The organism is Clostridium thermobutyricum DSM 4928 (assembly GCF_002050515.1).
In the GTDB taxonomy this organism is placed as follows: domain Bacteria; phylum Bacillota; class Clostridia; order Clostridiales; family Clostridiaceae; genus Clostridium; species Clostridium thermobutyricum.
Genome location: NZ_LTAY01000022.1, coordinates 1 through 17,720, shown reverse-complemented (window position 1 = coordinate 17,720; position 17,720 = coordinate 1). Strand labels below are relative to the sequence as shown.

21 protein-coding genes and 1 other RNA gene are annotated in these 17,720 nt (G+C 25.9%); 3 read left to right on the top strand and 19 right to left on the bottom strand.

Translation table 11 applies throughout. The features are described 5' to 3' along the window. Positions 1–149: 149 nt before the first annotated feature. A complete protein-coding gene (locus tag CLTHE_RS02790) occupies positions 150–1,169 on the bottom strand; it encodes a pyruvate kinase (RefSeq protein ID WP_080021894.1) in 1,020 nt (339 codons plus the stop codon). Positions 1,170–1,243: 74 nt separating this feature from the next. Next, positions 1,244–1,699, bottom strand: coding sequence for an N-acetylmuramoyl-L-alanine amidase CwlD (locus CLTHE_RS02785; RefSeq protein WP_158082646.1), 456 nt, complete (start codon positions 1,697–1,699; stop codon positions 1,244–1,246). 109 nt (positions 1,700–1,808) lie between these two features. Here CLTHE_RS02785 and CLTHE_RS02780 point away from each other — a divergent pair, with 109 nt between their 5' ends. Next, positions 1,809–2,291 carry a DUF4883 family protein gene (locus CLTHE_RS02780; protein WP_080021892.1) on the top strand — a complete coding sequence of 161 codons (483 nt, stop codon included), beginning with the start codon at positions 1,809–1,811 and terminating at the stop codon, positions 2,289–2,291. A 9-nt stretch (positions 2,292–2,300) separates the two neighbouring features. Here the strand turns inward: CLTHE_RS02780 and folK are convergent, their stop codons facing one another. From folK to CLTHE_RS02745, 7 genes are read right to left on the bottom strand one after another with little or no spacing between them, the layout of a single operon-like run. Further along, positions 2,301–3,116: a 2-amino-4-hydroxy-6-hydroxymethyldihydropteridine diphosphokinase gene (gene folK, locus CLTHE_RS02775; protein ID WP_002597058.1), complete on the bottom strand. Its 816-nt coding sequence runs from the start codon at positions 3,114–3,116 to the stop codon at positions 2,301–2,303. Between the two features lie 7 nt (positions 3,117–3,123). Then, positions 3,124–3,933: a dihydropteroate synthase gene (folP, locus tag CLTHE_RS02770; protein ID WP_080021891.1), complete on the bottom strand. Its 810-nt coding sequence runs from the start codon at positions 3,931–3,933 to the stop codon at positions 3,124–3,126. A gap of 20 nt (positions 3,934–3,953) precedes the next feature. Beyond that, positions 3,954–4,430 (bottom strand): HD domain-containing protein, encoded by a 477-nt coding sequence (locus tag CLTHE_RS02765; protein WP_080021890.1) that lies wholly within the window; start codon positions 4,428–4,430, stop codon positions 3,954–3,956. Between the two features lie 7 nt (positions 4,431–4,437). Then, entirely contained in the window at positions 4,438–4,989 is a 552-nt protein-coding gene (gene folE, locus CLTHE_RS02760) for a GTP cyclohydrolase I FolE (RefSeq protein ID WP_080021889.1), read from the bottom strand. 7 nt (positions 4,990–4,996) lie between these two features. After that, positions 4,997–5,737, bottom strand: coding sequence for an aminotransferase class IV (locus tag CLTHE_RS02755; RefSeq protein ID WP_080021888.1), 741 nt, complete (start codon positions 5,735–5,737; stop codon positions 4,997–4,999). Next, positions 5,734–7,089 carry an aminodeoxychorismate synthase component I gene (gene pabB / locus CLTHE_RS02750; RefSeq protein ID WP_080021887.1) on the bottom strand — a complete coding sequence of 452 codons (1,356 nt, stop codon included), beginning with the start codon at positions 7,087–7,089 and terminating at the stop codon, positions 5,734–5,736. Before pabB ends, CLTHE_RS02755 begins: the two co-directional genes overlap by 4 nt. Positions 7,090–7,094: 5 nt before the next feature. Next, positions 7,095–7,673 (bottom strand): anthranilate synthase component II, encoded by a 579-nt coding sequence (locus CLTHE_RS02745; RefSeq protein ID WP_080021886.1) that lies wholly within the window; start codon positions 7,671–7,673, stop codon positions 7,095–7,097. 156 nt (positions 7,674–7,829) lie between these two features. Between CLTHE_RS02745 and CLTHE_RS02740 the strand changes: the two genes are divergently transcribed. Next, positions 7,830–8,663, top strand: coding sequence for a PHP domain-containing protein (locus CLTHE_RS02740; protein WP_080021885.1), 834 nt, complete (start codon positions 7,830–7,832; stop codon positions 8,661–8,663). 28 nt (positions 8,664–8,691) lie between these two features. Here the strand turns inward: CLTHE_RS02740 and CLTHE_RS02735 are convergent, their stop codons facing one another. From CLTHE_RS02735 to CLTHE_RS02720, 4 genes are all read right to left on the bottom strand, one after another. Then, on the bottom strand, positions 8,692–8,916 hold the full coding sequence (locus CLTHE_RS02735; RefSeq protein WP_080021884.1) for a phage holin: 225 nt from the start codon (positions 8,914–8,916) through the stop codon (positions 8,692–8,694). Between the two features lie 153 nt (positions 8,917–9,069). Beyond that, complete coding sequence (locus tag CLTHE_RS02730; RefSeq protein WP_080021883.1) at positions 9,070–10,449, bottom strand: aminopeptidase; 1,380 nt, start codon at positions 10,447–10,449, stop codon at positions 9,070–9,072. A 59-nt stretch (positions 10,450–10,508) separates the two neighbouring features. After that, entirely contained in the window at positions 10,509–11,420 is a 912-nt protein-coding gene (gene hprK / locus CLTHE_RS02725) for an HPr(Ser) kinase/phosphatase (RefSeq protein WP_002597048.1), read from the bottom strand. Positions 11,421–11,433: 13 nt separating this feature from the next. Then, on the bottom strand, positions 11,434–11,640 hold the full coding sequence (locus CLTHE_RS02720) for a DUF896 domain-containing protein (RefSeq protein ID WP_002597047.1): 207 nt from the start codon (positions 11,638–11,640) through the stop codon (positions 11,434–11,436). 294 nt (positions 11,641–11,934) lie between these two features. Here CLTHE_RS02720 and CLTHE_RS02715 point away from each other — a divergent pair, with 294 nt between their 5' ends. Then, on the top strand, positions 11,935–12,141 hold the full coding sequence (locus CLTHE_RS02715; protein ID WP_002597046.1) for a hypothetical protein: 207 nt from the start codon (positions 11,935–11,937) through the stop codon (positions 12,139–12,141). Between the two features lie 124 nt (positions 12,142–12,265). Here the strand turns inward: CLTHE_RS02715 and ssrS are convergent. From ssrS to CLTHE_RS02685, 6 genes are all read right to left on the bottom strand, one after another. Next, positions 12,266–12,463, bottom strand: a non-coding RNA gene (ssrS, locus tag CLTHE_RS02710) — 6S RNA. A 67-nt stretch (positions 12,464–12,530) separates the two neighbouring features. After that, positions 12,531–12,926 (bottom strand): hypothetical protein, encoded by a 396-nt coding sequence (locus CLTHE_RS02705; RefSeq protein ID WP_002597045.1) that lies wholly within the window; start codon positions 12,924–12,926, stop codon positions 12,531–12,533. Positions 12,927–12,937: 11 nt separating this feature from the next. Further along, a complete protein-coding gene (locus CLTHE_RS02700; protein ID WP_002597044.1) occupies positions 12,938–13,186 on the bottom strand; it encodes a DUF1292 domain-containing protein in 249 nt (82 codons plus the stop codon). Between the two features lie 184 nt (positions 13,187–13,370). Continuing rightward, the gene (gene helD / locus CLTHE_RS02695) at positions 13,371–15,659 is read right to left on the bottom strand and encodes an RNA polymerase recycling motor HelD (RefSeq protein ID WP_080021882.1); all 2,289 of its coding nucleotides are present in this window, start codon (positions 15,657–15,659) and stop codon (positions 13,371–13,373) included. Between the two features lie 125 nt (positions 15,660–15,784). Then, positions 15,785–16,333: an ECF transporter S component gene (locus CLTHE_RS02690; protein ID WP_080021881.1), complete on the bottom strand. Its 549-nt coding sequence runs from the start codon at positions 16,331–16,333 to the stop codon at positions 15,785–15,787. Between the two features lie 112 nt (positions 16,334–16,445). Further along, positions 16,446–17,519 (bottom strand): pyridoxal phosphate-dependent aminotransferase, encoded by a 1,074-nt coding sequence (locus CLTHE_RS02685; RefSeq protein WP_080021880.1) that lies wholly within the window; start codon positions 17,517–17,519, stop codon positions 16,446–16,448. Positions 17,520–17,720 lie beyond the last annotated feature (201 nt).

Genomic DNA, 17,720 nt, shown 5'->3' with positions numbered 1-17,720 from the left:
AAAAAAATAAACATCTAGAAAAAAAGATGTTTATCTTTATCTTAAAATAGTTCTCTATATACATGAATTAATAAATATATAAGTAAAATACCTACAAAAATCCACATTATTTTAACTAAAACTCTAAGCTTTCCTATTCCATTTTGCATTTATTTAATTATCCCACTATACATACGAATCAATCCTTTAAGAAATTTAACTGTTTCTACTGGTGCTTTTCCTATAGATGTTTCACCTGATAATAGAAATCCGTTTACATTTTTATTTATTAAATTATAAATAGAATCAACTTCTGAAAATTCTGGTCTTCTTCCTTGTTTCATACTATTTAAAATATGCGTTCCTATTATTATATCTTTTACTTTTCTATCTTCATTTATTTTTTTTAAAAGTTTATCTTGATATATAGGAGCACTTAAAAGATTGGTTTCAGGAATTAAGTCACCCCTTCCTATTACTATTCCATCTACTTCTTTTTCTATTTCTTTTGTATTTTTTATTCCTCTTGGAGTTTCTATCTTTCCCCAAATCTTAGGATTATATTCATCTGATTTATTTTCTATATATTCTTTTACTACTTTTATGTCTTCTACTTCCTCAACAAATGATTGGCATATTATTTCTATTTTTTCTTCTATACACCAATCTAAATATACTTTATCTCTCTCTGTTATAATTCCTTTCTCTCGCTCTAAACTTTTTATATTGCAACCTTTTCCGCCTCTTACTATTCCTCCTCGCTTAACAATAGCTTTAATTCCTTTTTCTGTATATTCTATTATCTTGAAATGCATAGTATTATCTTTCATTGATATGTTTTTTATATTTTTTTTATTTATTAAATCTGAATTTAAGTTTAGTGGTATAAGTTTTCTTTTATTATAATTAGGTACTTTATATTTATCTTCTCCACAAATTAATATTTCTTCTCCATTGTATATTTTATATATATAAGGCAGTCTATCAGATATTCTCACTTTTCCACCTGACAAATCTCCCATTATATGTATTTTTTCATTTAATTCTTTTATTATTTTTTTTATATTAGTAAAATCCTTCAAATTTCCATGTGAAAAATTAAATCTAAAAATATCAACTCCATTATTTATTAATTCTTTTATTACATTTTTACTTATACAGCTTGGCCCTATTGTTGCGATTATATGCATATTATCCCTCCTTTAAATAAATTTAGGCTGTCTTTTTCTTATTTTTAAGACAGCCTTATTTAAAATTTTCCATATTAATTCCAATTCTCCATTTCAAAAATATTCTTTATAACCCTTTTTAAACTTTCTTGAAATCTAACTTTCTCTATTAAATTTCCTTTAATTATTAAACTTGGAGTTTTTATATTTTTTAATAAATAAAAGCTCTCTCCTTTTTTTAAGCTTAATATTTCTTTTCCATACTCTAAACCTAAGCTATCATAAATATAATTTGAAAAATATTCTCCTAAAAAAGTATCATCATAAAAAATAGATAACTCTTCTTTTTTCTCCGTATTGTTTTTAAAATAAATTCCTATAAATAAATCTAGCCTAGTTGCATTTGCTAACATTGTTTTTTTATATATTTCATAACCTTCATTTTTATGTTTATCTATTGACATATCAATTAAAAAAAAATTTTCTTCTCGTATTTTTTTAACTATAGATTTAGCGAATTCTCTATTATTGCTATCTAATCCTATCTTCAAAGTAATCCCTCCAGGATTTTGATTAATATACTATATTCAAAACTTTGTAAAAAGGTTCTATTCTAAGAAAAAAAAGAATATTAATTAATGTATAAAAGGGGGTGTCTTTTTGAAAAAGTTATTTTGCTCTTTATTTTTCATAATAATTATTTCTCTTCAAGGGTGTAGTGCTGATTTTACTAGATACATAAATTTAAAAGATAATACTAGTAAAAATTATTACTATAATGAAATTATAAAAAAGTTTTCTTCAAATGAACCTTTTGAAGTAGAAGTTTTTGATAATAATTTCTATAAGACTTTTAAAGTTGAAGATGAATATAAAAATATAATTACTGGATTTTTCAATTCTTTAACTTCAGATAACTTCATAGATCCTATAGAAAAAAAAGCTGATGAAAAATTATTTGAAATAGTTATTAAATTTAAGTATAAAACTTATTACGTAACTATTATTGATGAAAATTCAATTTATATATCTCCTTATGATGGATATATTAAAAGTGATTTTATAGATATGTCTAAAATTGATAAGAACTATAATCTTTATAGTTTTTGCAAGTTTATAACAAATAAAAAAGAGCCTTTATAAGGCTCTTTTTTATTTATTTACTTCTTCTAAAAGCTTAAATACTCTTTTTTTAAGTATTGGATGTAACTTATTTGGAGCTATTTCATTTAAAGGTTCTAAAACAAAGCTTCTTTCTTCCATTCTTGGATGAGGTAAAATACAATATTCATCATCTGATATTAAATCATCAAAGAATATAATATCTATATCTATTATTCTTGGACCCCATCTCATTTCTCTTTTTCTCTTCATCTTAAGCTCAATTTCTAATAACTTTTCCATAAGTTCTTTTGGTGAAAGAATAGTTTTTATTTTTAAAGCTCCGTTTAAAAATTCTTCTTGATCTAAAAATCCCCATGGCTCTGTTTTTATAAATGTTGAAACTTTTTCTACAAAAACTCCATCTAATTCATCTATCATTTTTACTGCTTTATTTAGGTTTGCTTCTTTATCACCTATATTGCTCCCTATTGAAAGATAGCTTTCACTCCATTTTCTATTTACTTCTATTGCAGCATATTTTAAATGTCTTCCTATAGGTGCCCAAGGTTTTTTAACTTTAACTTTTACTTCCTTAACCATTCTATATTTATAAAGTATATGTTCACTTACTTTTTCACCTAATGTTTCTATTAAATCAAAACATTCTTCAACACAAATCTTTTCTATTTCATGACAAAGCTCACCATAATGAACTGAAGCTGTTAAATCATTTTCTTTTCCTGCTTTTGATAAATCTAAACTTAATTCTATGTCAAATATAAACTTTTGTCCTAATACTTTTTCTTCCTTAAAAACTCCATGATTACCAAATATCTCAACGTCTTTTAAATATATTTTATCCATATCATCCCTACTTACTTTTTAAAATTGAATCTGTCATAACACAAACTCTTTTATTCTCTTTTATATCATGAACTCTAATAAATTCGCAACCTTTTGTTATTCCTAAAACTGTTGTTGCTAATGTTCCTTCTAATCTTTCATCTTTTGGTAAGTTTAGAGTTAAACCGATCATTGATTTTCTAGAAGTTCCTAAAAGTATTGGAAAACCTAATTCCTTTATCTTTTCTATATTATTCATAACCTTTAAGTTTTCTTCTAAACTTTTTGCAAAACCTATTCCTGGGTCTAATATTATATTTTCTCTTTTGACTCCTGCATCAAGAGCAATATTTATACTCTCAATTAAATCTTGCTTCATATCCTTCATTATATCTGTATACTCAGCATTATCTCTATTATGCATTAAGATACATGGAACATTTTTTTCAGCACAAAGCTTTGCCATACCTTTATCTTTTTTAAATCCCCAAATATCATTTATAATATCCGCTCCTGCTTCTATTGCAGCTTTTGCAGTTTCACTTTTATAAGTATCTATAGATATTGGAATATCAAATTTTTCTTTTATTGCTTTTATAACAGGAACAACTCTATTTATCTCTTCTTCTGCTTCTACAACTTCAAATCCTGGTCTTGTAGATTCTCCTCCAATATCAATAATATCAGCACCTTCTTCTATCATTTCTTGGACTCTTTTTAATGCTTTTCCTAACTCATTAAATTTACCACCATCTGAAAATGAATCTGGAGTTATATTTAAAATTCCCATTACATATGTTCTTTCTTTTAAATCAAATTCCTTATTTCCAATTTTCATTATACATCTCTCCTTTGATTTTAATATTTTATAATCATATTCTTTTTTTCTTTATTCCAATAACATTCTTTTTCAGCTTTGCAACTAAAGCACTCTCTAGAAAGTTTATCACTTTTATATATTATTTCTATAAGCTCATCTTGTTCTTTCTCACTTCTATGAGCTTCTATACATTTATAAATTAAACTTTTTTCTTCTTCTGTATAGCTAGTTTCTTTTAAAATATCTTCACTTAAAATTAAACTTCCTTTATGATGTGGGATTCCTTGTTTATATTCCAGTACTCTTCCTATATCATGTAAAAGACCTATTGCATAAATAACATCTTTAGACACATTTAAGTTATTTTCTAATGCCTTTATATATGCAATCCTAGACATACTTAAAAAATGCTCTAAATTATGTTTGCAAAATTTTCTGTCTTTTTCTATCTCTTCTAATTCCTTTAATAAATTTTTATATTTTTTACTATTAAAAATTTCATTTATCTTGTCCATATTTTCCCTACTTCATAAGCTCTAACGCTTCTTTTCTAAGGTCCTTATCTTCCTTTAATATTCCTCTATATGTTGTAGTTATAGTTTTTGTTCCTGGCTTTTTAACTCCTCTCATAGTCATACACATATGCTCACCTTCAATCATTACAATAACTCCTTTTGCATTTAAATATTTCATTATATCATCAGCAATTTCAGAAGTTAACTTCTCTTGAATTTGTGGTTTTTTTGAATGTATTTCAACACATCTAGCAAGTTTAGAAAGTCCTGCAACTCTTCCATTTGGAATATATGCTATATGAGCCTTTCCAAAGAAAGGAACTATATGATGCTCACACATAGAATAAAAAGTTATATCTTTCTCTATTACTAAATCATCATTTTCAACTTTAAATGTCTTTTCAAAATATTCTTTTGAATCTTTATTTATTCCTGAAAAAATTTCTTCATACATTCTATATACTCTTTCAGGAGTTTCTATAAGTCCTTCTCTTTCAGGATCTTCTCCTATACCTTGTAAAATTAATTTTACACCTTCTATTATTTGTTCTTTATTCATCTTTTGACTACACTCTCCTTATTCTCTCAATATATTTTTTTAAAACTAAGCTTGTTATCTTTTCATGACTAAAAGTATAATCATCTATCTTTTTTATTTTCATTATCCCTATTATACTATTTGTCATGAAAATTTCATCATAATTTTTTAAATCTTCTACCTTAATATTTTTTAATTTTACGTCAAATTCTTTTAAAATAAAATCTCTTATAGTCCCATTTAATAACCCCTCTTTTAAATCTGGAGTATATATTTTTTCATCTTTAACAAAAAAAATATTTCCTGTTGATGTCTCACAAACATTTCCTTTTTCATTTATAAATAAACAATCATTAAATCCTTTTTCTAAAGCTTTTTCTCTTTCTAATACATTTTCAAGATAATTTAAAGATTTTATCTTATGTATTATAGAAGTAGAATTTCTAAAAACATTGCTTATAGTTAAATTAAATCCTTTTTCATAATCTTCTTTTTTATAAGGAATATTTCTAGTTGTAAATATTATATTCTCTTCAGTTACTACAATTTTAAGAACACAGTTTTTTAAATTTTGACTTTCTATAAGTTCCTCTAAATTTTCTTCTAAAGGTGAAAGCTTTATTTTATTTAATCCTTCTTTAAGCCTATTTATATGAAATTTTAAGAATTCTGGTTTTTCTTTAATTAAAATTGTTTCAAAAAGTCCTCTTCCAAAAAAAATTCCTGAATCTTTAATAAACTTTTCTCCTTGATATATTATTTTTCTCATCTTAAAGCCTCCATTAAAGCTTTTGCCTTTTGAAGAGTTTCATAATATTCATCTTCTTCTAAAGATTCATAAGTTACTCCTCCCCCTACTCCAAAATAAGCAATATCATCTTTTTTAACTATTGTTCTAATTACTATATTAAAATCACTATTTCCTCTTAAGTCAAAATAACCTATTGAGCCTGTATAAAGATTTCTCTTAAGTCCTTCTAACTCCTCTATAACTTCCATTGCTCTTATTTTAGGTGCTCCAGTTATAGAACCTCCTGGGAAACACTCCTTTATACATCTTACAGAGCTAACACCTTCTTTTAATCTTCCTTCTATCGTAGAAACTAAATGAAATACTGTTTCATATTCTTCTATTTTAAAAAGTTCAGTTACATTAACACTTCCATTTTCACAAACTTTACTTAAATCATTTCTCTCTAAATCTACTATCATTAAAAGCTCTGACTTATCTTTTTCACTATTTATCAATTCATTTCTATAAAAATCATCCTCTTCTTTGTTTTTTCCTCTAGGCCTTGTTCCTTTAATTGGTCTTGTATGAACTAATCCTTCTTTAACTTGTATAAATCGTTCTGGTGAAGAGCTTATAATTTCAAAATCTCCATAATTAACATATGTAGAAAAAGGAGCTCCATTTATACTTCTTAAATTCTTATAAATAGAAAATCCATCTTTATTACAATTGCTCATATATCTTTGAGTCATATTTGCAATATAAATATCCCCTTCTCTTATATAATCTCTCATTTTTTTAACAGTTTTTATATAACTCTCTTTAGTAAAATTACTTTTAAACTCTATACTTTCTTTAGTGCTTTTATAATTTTCAAGATTAATACTTTTAAATATTTTTTCCTCTAAGTCATTTAAACTCTTATTTATTCCAATTTCATTTTCTCCAATTGCTGTAATAAATATTTTTTCATTTAAATGATCAAATATAACTATATTTTCATAAAGATAAAATCTCATATTAGGTATATCTATATCTTGCGTACTTTTATCAATTATTTTTTCTAAAATTCTCCCAGTATCATATGAAATATAACCTATATAACCTCCAATTAACGGTATGTCACTTTTTATATCTATTTTATGTATTTTAATTCTTTTTTCTAATTCTTCAAAAGGATTTTTTTCAGCTATTTTATCATCATTTATATAAGATTTTTCTCCTATAACCTCAAATTTTTCTATAATATTTAAACCTATAAAGGAATACTTTGATAAATTTTCATCTTGCTTTGAGCTATCTAGAAATATAGCTCCCTCTTCTTTTAATTTCTCAAAAACTTCTATAGAGCTTAAATATTTATCTAACTCTTTTATCTTAATTTTCATTTAAGCTACTCCCCTTCTTTACATATTTCTATAAACTCTTTCAATACTGTATGTCCTTCTTCTGTAAGAACAGCTTCTGGATGATATTGAACTCCATATATTTTAAATTTTTTATGTTGTATACCCATAATAACTCCATCTTCAGTTTCAGCTGTTATTTTTAAACAAGATGGCAATGTCTCCTTATCAATTATTAAAGAATGATATCTAGTTACATTAAATTCTCTTTTTGTATTTTTAAAAATTCCTTCTCCAGTATTTTTTATTTTAGATATTTTTCCATGCATAGGTATTTTTCCTTTTATTATATCTCCTCCAAAAGAATATCCTATACATTGATGTCCTAAACAAACTCCTAAAATTGGTTTTTCATCTTTAAAACTATTAATTATTTCTATTATTTCTTTTGAATCCTTTGGGGCTTTTGGTCCTGGAGAAATAACTATTCCATCTGGATTTAAATCTCTTATTTCTTTTATACTTATTTCATCTCTTCTAAAAATTTTAATCTCTTCATTTAATTCTTCAAAATACCTAACTAAGTTATATACAAAGGAATCATAATTATCTATCATTATTAACATTTAAACTCTCCTTTATTTTATATTTTCAAAAATTATACCATACTATAATTTCATTATTTATAAATATTTTTTATAAATAAATATATTTACATAATTTATGATAAAATATTCTTAATATCTAAATTATATCACTTGATTAAAGAAAGGAGACTTTAAATGTTAAAATCAGATTTTCATGTACATACTACATCTTCTGATGGGGTCTTATCTCCTACAGAAGTAGTAAGAAGAGCTGCTAAGAACGGAGTTAAATATTTAGCAATAACTGACCATGATACTGTTTTAGGCATAGAGGAAGCTTTAAAAGAAGCAAAAAAATATTCAATTACTATAATACCTGGTATAGAACTTTCAACTAATTTCAAAAATGAAAGTATTCATGTTTTAGGATTTTTCAAAGATGAATCTTATAAAAATCCAGAACTTATAGAAATATTAAATGAAATAAAAACTAGAAGAATTAAACGTGCTAAAGAAATGGTTAAAAAATTAGAGGAGCATTTTAAAATTAAAATATCTTTTGATAATGTTTTAAAAAGAGGAAAAGATGTTGTAGCTAGACCTCATATTGCAAAAGAAATAATTGATTCTGGTTATGATTATTCTTTTGACCATATATTTGATAACTTTATTGGAAAAGATATGCCTGCATATGTTCCTACTAATAAATTAAGTACTGAAGATGGAGTAAAACTTCTTCATAAATTTAATGCAATTGCTATTTTAGCTCATCCAGTTTTAATAAAAAACTCTAATATAGAAGAATTTTTACCTTTTGAACTAGATGGAATAGAAGCTATTTATTATCAAAATAAATCAGAAGATGAAAAATACTTTTTAGAATTTGCTAAAATGCATAACTTATTAATTACTGCTGGTTCAGATTGCCATGGAGATTTTAAAAATGATGCTAGACATGGTGATATTGGAGATATGAAATTGCCAGAAAAAGACTTAGAAAAAATATTAAACATATTAAATTTATTATAAATTAAAAGGTGCTAATGCACCTTTCTTTTTATTCTATTTCTTTTTTATTTTTTATATTATCATCTAAAAATCCTTTATTTTCAGTAGTTGGATTATTTAAAATTCCTGCCAGTACTAATATACTTAAAATAGCAGTAGTAATTTGAGTATACTCTTCTGGTATTATATAAATTCCAAATTGTTTTAATATTAATGGAATAAGTGCTAATATAGCTACCCAAAGCCCATAATTTTTTAAACGTGACCAATCCATATATATCACTCCTTTTTAGTATAATATATGAATATACATAATATTCTGTGTAAAAAAATAAAGAGATAAATATATGAATTTTTACAAGTTTATAAAAAAATCCAATCAAAAGCTATCCTTTAAAAATTTAGCATTTGATTGGATTTTATAATTTTATGCTTCTTTTAAGAAAGCAACATATCCTTTTTTAGTTTCATATATATCAACTTTTGAAGCAATTTCCCATGGAGCATGCATGTTTTGAAGAGCAACACCACAGTCTATAACTTCCATTCCATATTCAGCTAAAATATAAGCGATAGTTCCACCGCCTCCTTGGTCAACTTTACCAAGTTCTGCTGTTTGGAATGTAACATCATGTTTTTCCATCATTGCTCTAAGAGCTGCCATATATTCTGCATTAGCATCATTACATCCACCTTTTCCTCTAGCACCAGTATATTTATTAAATACTAATCCTTTTCCGAAGAAAGCACTATTTTTTCTTTCCATAACGCCTGGATAGTTTGGATCAAATGCTGCACTTACATCTGATGAAAGCATTCTTGAACTTGAAAGACATCTTCTCATTTTTAATTCTGAATATCCTTCTGTTCTATCCATTACTTCTGCAACCATATTTTCAAAGAATTTTGAATGCATTCCTGTAGCACCAATACTTCCAACCTCTTCTTTATCTACAAGAAGACATACAGCTGTTCTATCTAAATTTTCTACTTCTAAAAGAGCTAATAAAGATGTATATGAACATACTCTATCATCATGACCATAAGCCATTACCATACTTCTGTCTAATCCATAATCTCTAGCTTTTCCTGCTGGAACTACTTCTAATTCTGCTGATAAGAAATCTTCTTCTTCAAAATCATATTTTTCTTTTAATAATTTTAAAACATTAGCTTTAACAGCATTTTTTTCTTCATCTTTTAGTGGCATGCTTCCAACTAAAACATTTAAATCTTCACCTTCAATAACTTTTGCAGCAGTTTTTCCAAGTTGGTCAGCTGATAAGTGAATTAAAAGATCTGATATTCCTACTACAGGATCACTATCATCTTCTCCTATTACAACATCTATTTTGCTACCATCTTTTTTAGCTACAACTCCATGGATTGCTAAAGGTAATGTTACCCATTGATATTTTTTAACTCCACCATAATAGTGAGTTTCTAAAAGTGCTAATTCTGAATCTTCATATAAAGGATTTTGTTTTAAATCTAATCTTGGTGAATCTATGTGAGCACCTAATATTTTTAATCCTTTTTCAAGAGGCTCAGTTCCTATTACAAAAAGCGCTAAAGCTTTGTCCATATTATTTGCATAAACTTTATCTCCAGCCTTTAATCTCTTTCCACTATTAATAACTTCTTTTAAATCAACAAAGCCGTGTTTTTCTGCTATCTCTATTGATTCTTTAACACATTCTCTTTCTGTTTTACACTTTGACATAAAGTCTTTGTATCCTTCACAAAATGAGAATATTTCTTTTATTCCATTTTCATCATACTTATTCCAAGCATTCTTTATTTCCATTTTCTTTCCTCCTTAAACTTACATTTTATAAGGGTATTATATATTATAAGCATCTGTCATTAATTATCACTAATTAAATTCATTCTGCTTTCTATTATATCTACTGGAGTTTCTTTAGACATTAATGTATATCTAAAGTTAACTGCTGCTGCTTCAACTATAACTGCTATATTTCTACCTGGTCTGATTGGAACAGTTAGCTTTCTAACTGGAACTCCTAATATATCCATATATTCGCAGTTAGTTCCTAATCTGTCATAATCTCCATCATCTTTCCAATGCTCAAAGTGCATAACAAGTTTTATGTCTTTTTCTTGAAGAACAGAACTTAATCCATATAAAGAAGATACATCAATTATTCCTATTCCTCTAACTTCTAACATTCCTATTGTAATTTTAGGTGAATATCCAGTTAGTTCTCCATCTATTTCTTTTATATCAACAGCATCATCAGTTACTAATCTATGTCCTCTTTTTATAAGTTCTAAAGCAACTTCACTTTTACCTATTCCACTTTCTCCTGTTATTAAAATACCTATTCCATAGACATCTACAAGAACTCCGTGTAATCTAGTTTCTGGGGCAAGTTTAGCAGACATATATACAGTTAATTTACTAATAAATTTAGTTGTTACTAAAGAACTTCTTAAAATCCAAACTTTTTTTTCTCTTGCATATTTTAAAAATTCTTCATGTGGTTCTAGATCTCTAGTTATTATTATGCATTTTACATCAAAACTAAAATATTTTTTTAAACGTTTTTTTCTAATCTCTACTTGCATATCATCTAAAAAGCTCCATTCAGCTTTTCCAATAACTTGTATTCGTTCTGGAGTAAAATAATTGTAGAATCCTGATAATTGAAGTCCTGGTCTGTTTATATCACTTACATTTATAACTTCATCTTTGCCCCCTTCAACAATTACTTCTAACTCAAAATCATTTATTAGCTTCTTTACAGTTACAGCCATATAGATCCCCCCTCTATTTTTTCTTATATTCTATTCCACTTAACTGTGCTCTTAAATTTCCCTTTACCGCGTCTATATATCTTTTTCTTAATTCTCCTTGAAGCTCTTTTTCTTCTTCAGATAATCCTTCTTCTTTACTTTTTTTATATAATTCATTTATTTTTATTGTTACTTCATCTATAGATAGATTTTTAATATCTTCTATTTTAATATCTTTCATAAAAATTCCTCACTTTTCTTTACATTGATTATATTTTACCTATATTTACTTATATAATCAACTCAATAGTATTTCTATAAATTTATATTTTTTTTAATTTTTAATTTTTTTCGACAGTTAATATTCATAATTTACAATTATCACCCTATTATCTACATGTTTCCCTCTGTTTTAGACTATCATTTGCTATTATTTGTAATATAAAGGAGAACGATAAACCTTCACTTTTCCCCATTTGTTGTTATAATATGACTATAACGTTAATTTTTCCCTAAGAGGTGGAGGTATAATTGTATGACTATTAAGAAATTAAGGCGAAAAATGAAATTCAAAAAAACACTTTTAAACAAATTACTTCTTTTCATTAATCCAACTAATAAATTTATTGTCTATCTTTCTGAAAGCCTAGATAAAGATGTTTCAAAATATCAAAGACATATATATAAATATTATAAACGTCATAATAGAAGATTTGTTAGAAAACGTAGACTTGTAGCTTAATAATTACTCTTTATTTTAGGGCTTCAATTTTATATTGAAGCCCTTTTTTTAATTTAATATTTAACTTATTTTTTCCCTTATATATAAAAAAAATACCCCATATGAGGTATTGCTTTTTTAATATTAAATTCCCAAATATGCCGTTTGCCTATATATTCAAGACCTGCCTCTCGCAGGTGGGTTCTGCTCAATTTACCTTCTGCCTTCTTCTGCATAATATGAAGCTAAAAGCTTTGAAGCCCGACATATTTAAACCTGTTGCAAATCCCGAAAATATAATGTAGGTTGAATATTATAAGCTTGGCGAACATCTCAGGAATGTTATGATTTTATTATATCACAATTTTTTTTGAATTCAAGAGATTGTTTTTACCAATATAAGGCTATTTCTATAAGTAATCGTTTAATAAGCTTTCTATATCTCCTTCATAATCCTCTATACAAAAAGCTACTCTAAATTTTATATAATCAAGTGTATTAGCATCAATATCTAATTCTTCTGCTTTACCCTCAATACCTAATTCTTCACAAATTTCTTCTACTATGCTCTCTATATTATCTTTAGCAATATCTAATAAATAAGGTATATAGTAGTCTGTTCTCCACTCTTCACTTTCTTCTTCTAAATCGCTTTCTTCATTTGCATATGCTTTAGCACCTTCGATTTCATCTCTATCAAAATCATAGAAAAATTCTAAAACACATTTTTCTTCATCTACTAGTAATTCTGTTATTTCTGATAATCTATTTTCTTCAAGCATTTCTACTATATTCGCTATATTCATTTTTACCCCTCCTAATATAAAAGCTTTTTGTATTCTTTTTTAACTGCTAAAAACTCTTTATCATCTTCTACTAAATTTAATTCTTCTTTTTCATCTACAACATCTATTCTAAACATATACATATCATCTGCATCATCTTCTACTGATGTTAATAGTAAATATTCTTTTTTTGTTTCTTCTAGAAATATCTTTGCAACAACTTCAAAATCTACTTTGTTACCGTCTTCATCTTTAAAAGACATTATTTCATTTACTTCCATTATTTACTCCTCCTTCGTTTTGCTATAAACATTATAATTTCTTCTTATTATAAATTCAAATAAAAATTTATTTATTTTTTAAATTTTTATAATTATAATTTATGTATTTTAATATAATTTATTATAGCTAGGTAGATATTTTTAAAATAAACTTTAAAAATTTCTCCTAGCTATATACTTTTTACTATTCTTTTATAAGTTCTGTTAAGCTATCTATTTGTATAACATATTCACTATGAAGTGCTCTAGTTAAAGATACATATAATAATCTTTGATCTAAAATATTATTTGCATAAACATCTTTACTTGGATTAAATATGATACTACAATCAAACTCTAACCCCTTAGTTAAATAAGAAGGTATTATAATGAAATCTTCAGTAGTTTCTTTTTCTTTTCCTTTTATTCTTTGGAATTTGTTTTTACTGTTTTTCTTTAATATCTTTTCTACTTTTTCTGCCTCTGTTCCATCTTTTGTTATTATAGCAACAACATTTTTTCCAGCATTTTTTACTTTTTCTATTATTCTATCTATTGTTTCACTAATTTCTTTCTGTTCATTACATTGTATAATTTCTGGCTTATCTCCATGTCTTAAAACTGGTTTTGCATCTTTTAACCCTATATTTTGTGCTTCTAAAGCTCCTTTTGCAAAATCTATTATTTCAACTGTTGAACGATAACTTTGACTTAAGCTTATATATGTTGCATTTCCTTTAAACAATCCTTCAGTGACATCTTTCCAATCTTTAAGACCTTTATAATAATAAATTCCTTGAGCTATATCACCAACAAGAGTTAATGAATTTCCTTTAGCAATTTCATTTATTAAATATATTTGGAATGGACTATAATCTTGTGCTTCATCTACAACTATATGCTTAAACTTCTCTTCATCAGTTATTCCTTCTAATAAAACTCGTATATATAAAAGTGCTGCCAAATCATCTTCATCTATAAGCCCTTTTTCTTCTTTTTCTTTATACTCTTTTTTCATAAAGTCTGCTAATGCTTTTGGAATTTTATCATCAGTTGCTATGCTAAATAAATCTTCATCTTCAAAAAATCCTTTATATACACTACTTGAATCTATTCCTCTCCATTCCTTAAAGTACTCATTTAATGCATTTTTAGAATTTTTCTTTATACTTTCTTTTATTCTGTCTCTTTCATCATAACTTTCTACAAGTAATTTTCTTCTTTCCTCTTTGTCCTCAACATTTCTTTTTATTTCATTTATTTTAGTTTCCCATCTAGTATCAAAGCTTACAACTAAATTAGCTGTTCTTTCTTTTAACTTTAATCCTAAATATCTTTTTATTTCATCTTTTCTTTTATTTATTGGATATGATTTTAAATCTTTTAAGTAAAGTCTTAATATTTCTTTTCTTGTAAATAAAACTTCACCTTCTATTTCTACATCTTCTATATCAAATGATTTGCTTTCAATAAGAGTTATATATCTGTCTATCATTGTTTTAAAAGCTAAAGAACCTCTTATTTTCGCAGAATTTACTATAAGCTTCTTCTCATTTTCATCTTTTGATTCAAGAATAGATTTAAGTTTTTCATCTTTATTATAAATTTTACCTTTAAGCTTAGCTCTCTTCTTTACTAACTCTTCAAAAGTGCTTTGAGTTACTTCATGTGCTCCTAAATTTGGCAGTATATCTGATATATAATCTAAGAATAATTTATTTGGTGCTAAAACTAAAATATCTTGTCCACTCATTGTTTCTTTATATCTGTATATAAGGTAAGCAAGTCTATGAAGTGCTATTGTAGTTTTTCCTGAACCTGCTGAACCTTGAACTATTATTGGCAGATTTCTTGGCCATCTAATAATATCATTTTGCTCTTTCTGAATAGTTGCAACAACTTCCTTAAGTTTTTTTCCTCTACTTTCTTCTAAGTTTATCTTAAGAAATTCATCAACAAGCTCTTGACCTTCTTCTCCATTTATCATAAGCTCATTTAAACCTTCATCAAATACTCTTTCAAGCTCTCCTTCAGAATCAAATAAGAATTTTCTCTTTAATGAAAGTTCTCCATCTATTATTCCTATTGGAGCTTTATAGCTAGCATCTCCACCTGTTCCACTATAATAAAGATCAGCAACTGGAGCTCTCCAGTCTACTACTATTTCATCACCATTTTCACTATCTGTTACTCCATGTTTTCCTATGTATATTTTTTCAACATTAATAGTTTTTTTCTCTCTAAAATCTACTCTTCCAAAATAAGGTGAATTGTATGATTCTTCGTATTTCATTATATCTTTTTTAGCTAAATCCATAGCTTTTTCAGTAGTAACTTTTTCAAAATTATATTTACCTTTTAATTCTTTGCTTAAGCTTATAAATTTTTCCGTTATACTATTTTCATATTCTTCTTTTAATTTAAGCTCCTTTTCAATTAAAACTCTTTTTTCTTCTAGTATTTTTCTTTCTTCAATTAAAGATTTATTTTCCATATCATTCACCTCTTTAAACTAAATTTTTTTCCAAAAACATATCTTTAATAATATCCTTTTATGAATAAGTTTGCAAATAAAATAAAAAAGCTTGTCTCAATTCCTTGAGATAAGCTTTTTTATTTTTATCTTATAACTTCTTTATTTTCTATACGTTCTTCTTGTGATTTAAAAATTGTATATATAGTCTTCTTTCTTCCCTTTGCCATAGCATTTACAATTCCATAAGATATGCCACTATCAACTAAATGATGTATAGCGCCTCCAACTCCAGTAACTATTAAAAGTTGGAATATATCTAATCCTATAAAAGGAATTACTACTAAAGCCTCTGCTCCCCCATGAATAATAGCTGTTATAAAACTCATCTTTCCATAAGAAATATTTTTTTCTATAAATTTTGCCCCTATAAATCCAACTAAAATATGAGTAGCAGCTCTAAATACTACTGGCATTGGCATACCTGCTAATAAAAATCCTAAAGTTGATCCTATTCCAACCACAACTGCAACCATTGGTGATATAAGCATTCCTATAAACATTGGCACATGAGCTGCAAGAGTTGCTGAAAAAGGTGGTATATAAACCTTTAAAAATCCAAATTGAATTGGAATAATAATTGCAAGCGCTGTCAAAAGTGCTGCATAAACTAATTGTTTTGTTTTATCTCTCATAATATTCCCCCTAAGTGTATATACACTAGAATATATCAAATGTATATTTTTGTAAATGCTTTTTATAAAAAAATAAACTCTTTAATGCAATTTACATTAAAGAGCTTATTTTTTAAAGATTTATTTTCTTCATTTCATCTATTAATTTTTTATTATCCTCAGTTTTTAATATACATACTCTAAAGAAATTTTCACCTAATCCTTCAAATGAAGCACAATCTCTTATAATCATTCCTTTTTTTAATAGAATATCATAAAGTTCCTTAGCTTTCTTACCACTACTTATTTCACAAAGAATAAAGTTTCCTTTAGTTTCATAAACCTTTATATAATCTATTGTATTTAAATTTTCCACAAGATTTTTTATTTCTTTTTTAACATGAACTAAAGTAGTTTCTATAAATTCTTTATCTCTAAACATAACTTCACCCATTACTGTAGCAAATATGTTTATATTCCATAATGGAATTTTCTTTAATATTTCTTTTTTTATATCAACATTAGAAATAAGTCCATACCCAAGTCTTATTCCTGGAGTACTAAAGAATTTTGATGTCCCTCTTATAAGAAAAATATTTTCATATTTATCTACCAAACTTGCAGATGAATATTCTTTTTTATCTGCAAATTCTATGTAAGTTTCATCTAACATTACTGCTGATTTTGTACTTTTTAAAATATCTTCTATCTCTTCTCTTTTAAAACAGAAACCTGTAGGATTATTTGGATTACAGATTATTACTAAATCGTAATTTTCTTTATTTATTTCCTTTTTAAAATCTTCTAAATCTACTTTAAAATTATTTTCTTTTTTTGCAAAATATTTATGTACTTCACAATTAATTTTATTTAGTTCTTTTTCATATTCTGAATATGAAGGATATAATATAATTGCTTTTTTAGGATTTATAATGCTTATATATGAAGATATAAGTTCTGTTGCACCTTCTCCTAAAACAATATTATCCATATTACATTCTGCATATTCTCCAATAGCCCTTCTAAGGTCTCTATATTCTGGGTCTGGATAAATTGATACTTGTTCTATTTTTTCTATTACTGCTTTTTTTGCTTTGTTTGAAGCTCCAAAAGGATTGATATTTGAACTAAAATCTAAAATCTCTTCTTTTTCTAATCCAAGTTTTTCTGCTAGCTCAAATAAATTTGCTCCATGAGTTATGCTCATAACTATTCACTCCTTATTCTATTATAATTATTATAATACTACATATTAGTACATTTTATTTGTTTATAAAATTTCTTTTCAAAAATATATTATAAATAATAGAAAAATAAAATAATTTAACTACTAACTTACATTATAATTCAAATATATCTTTTTTTAAATTGAATAGAAAAATATAGATTAAATTAAGCTTTATAAATA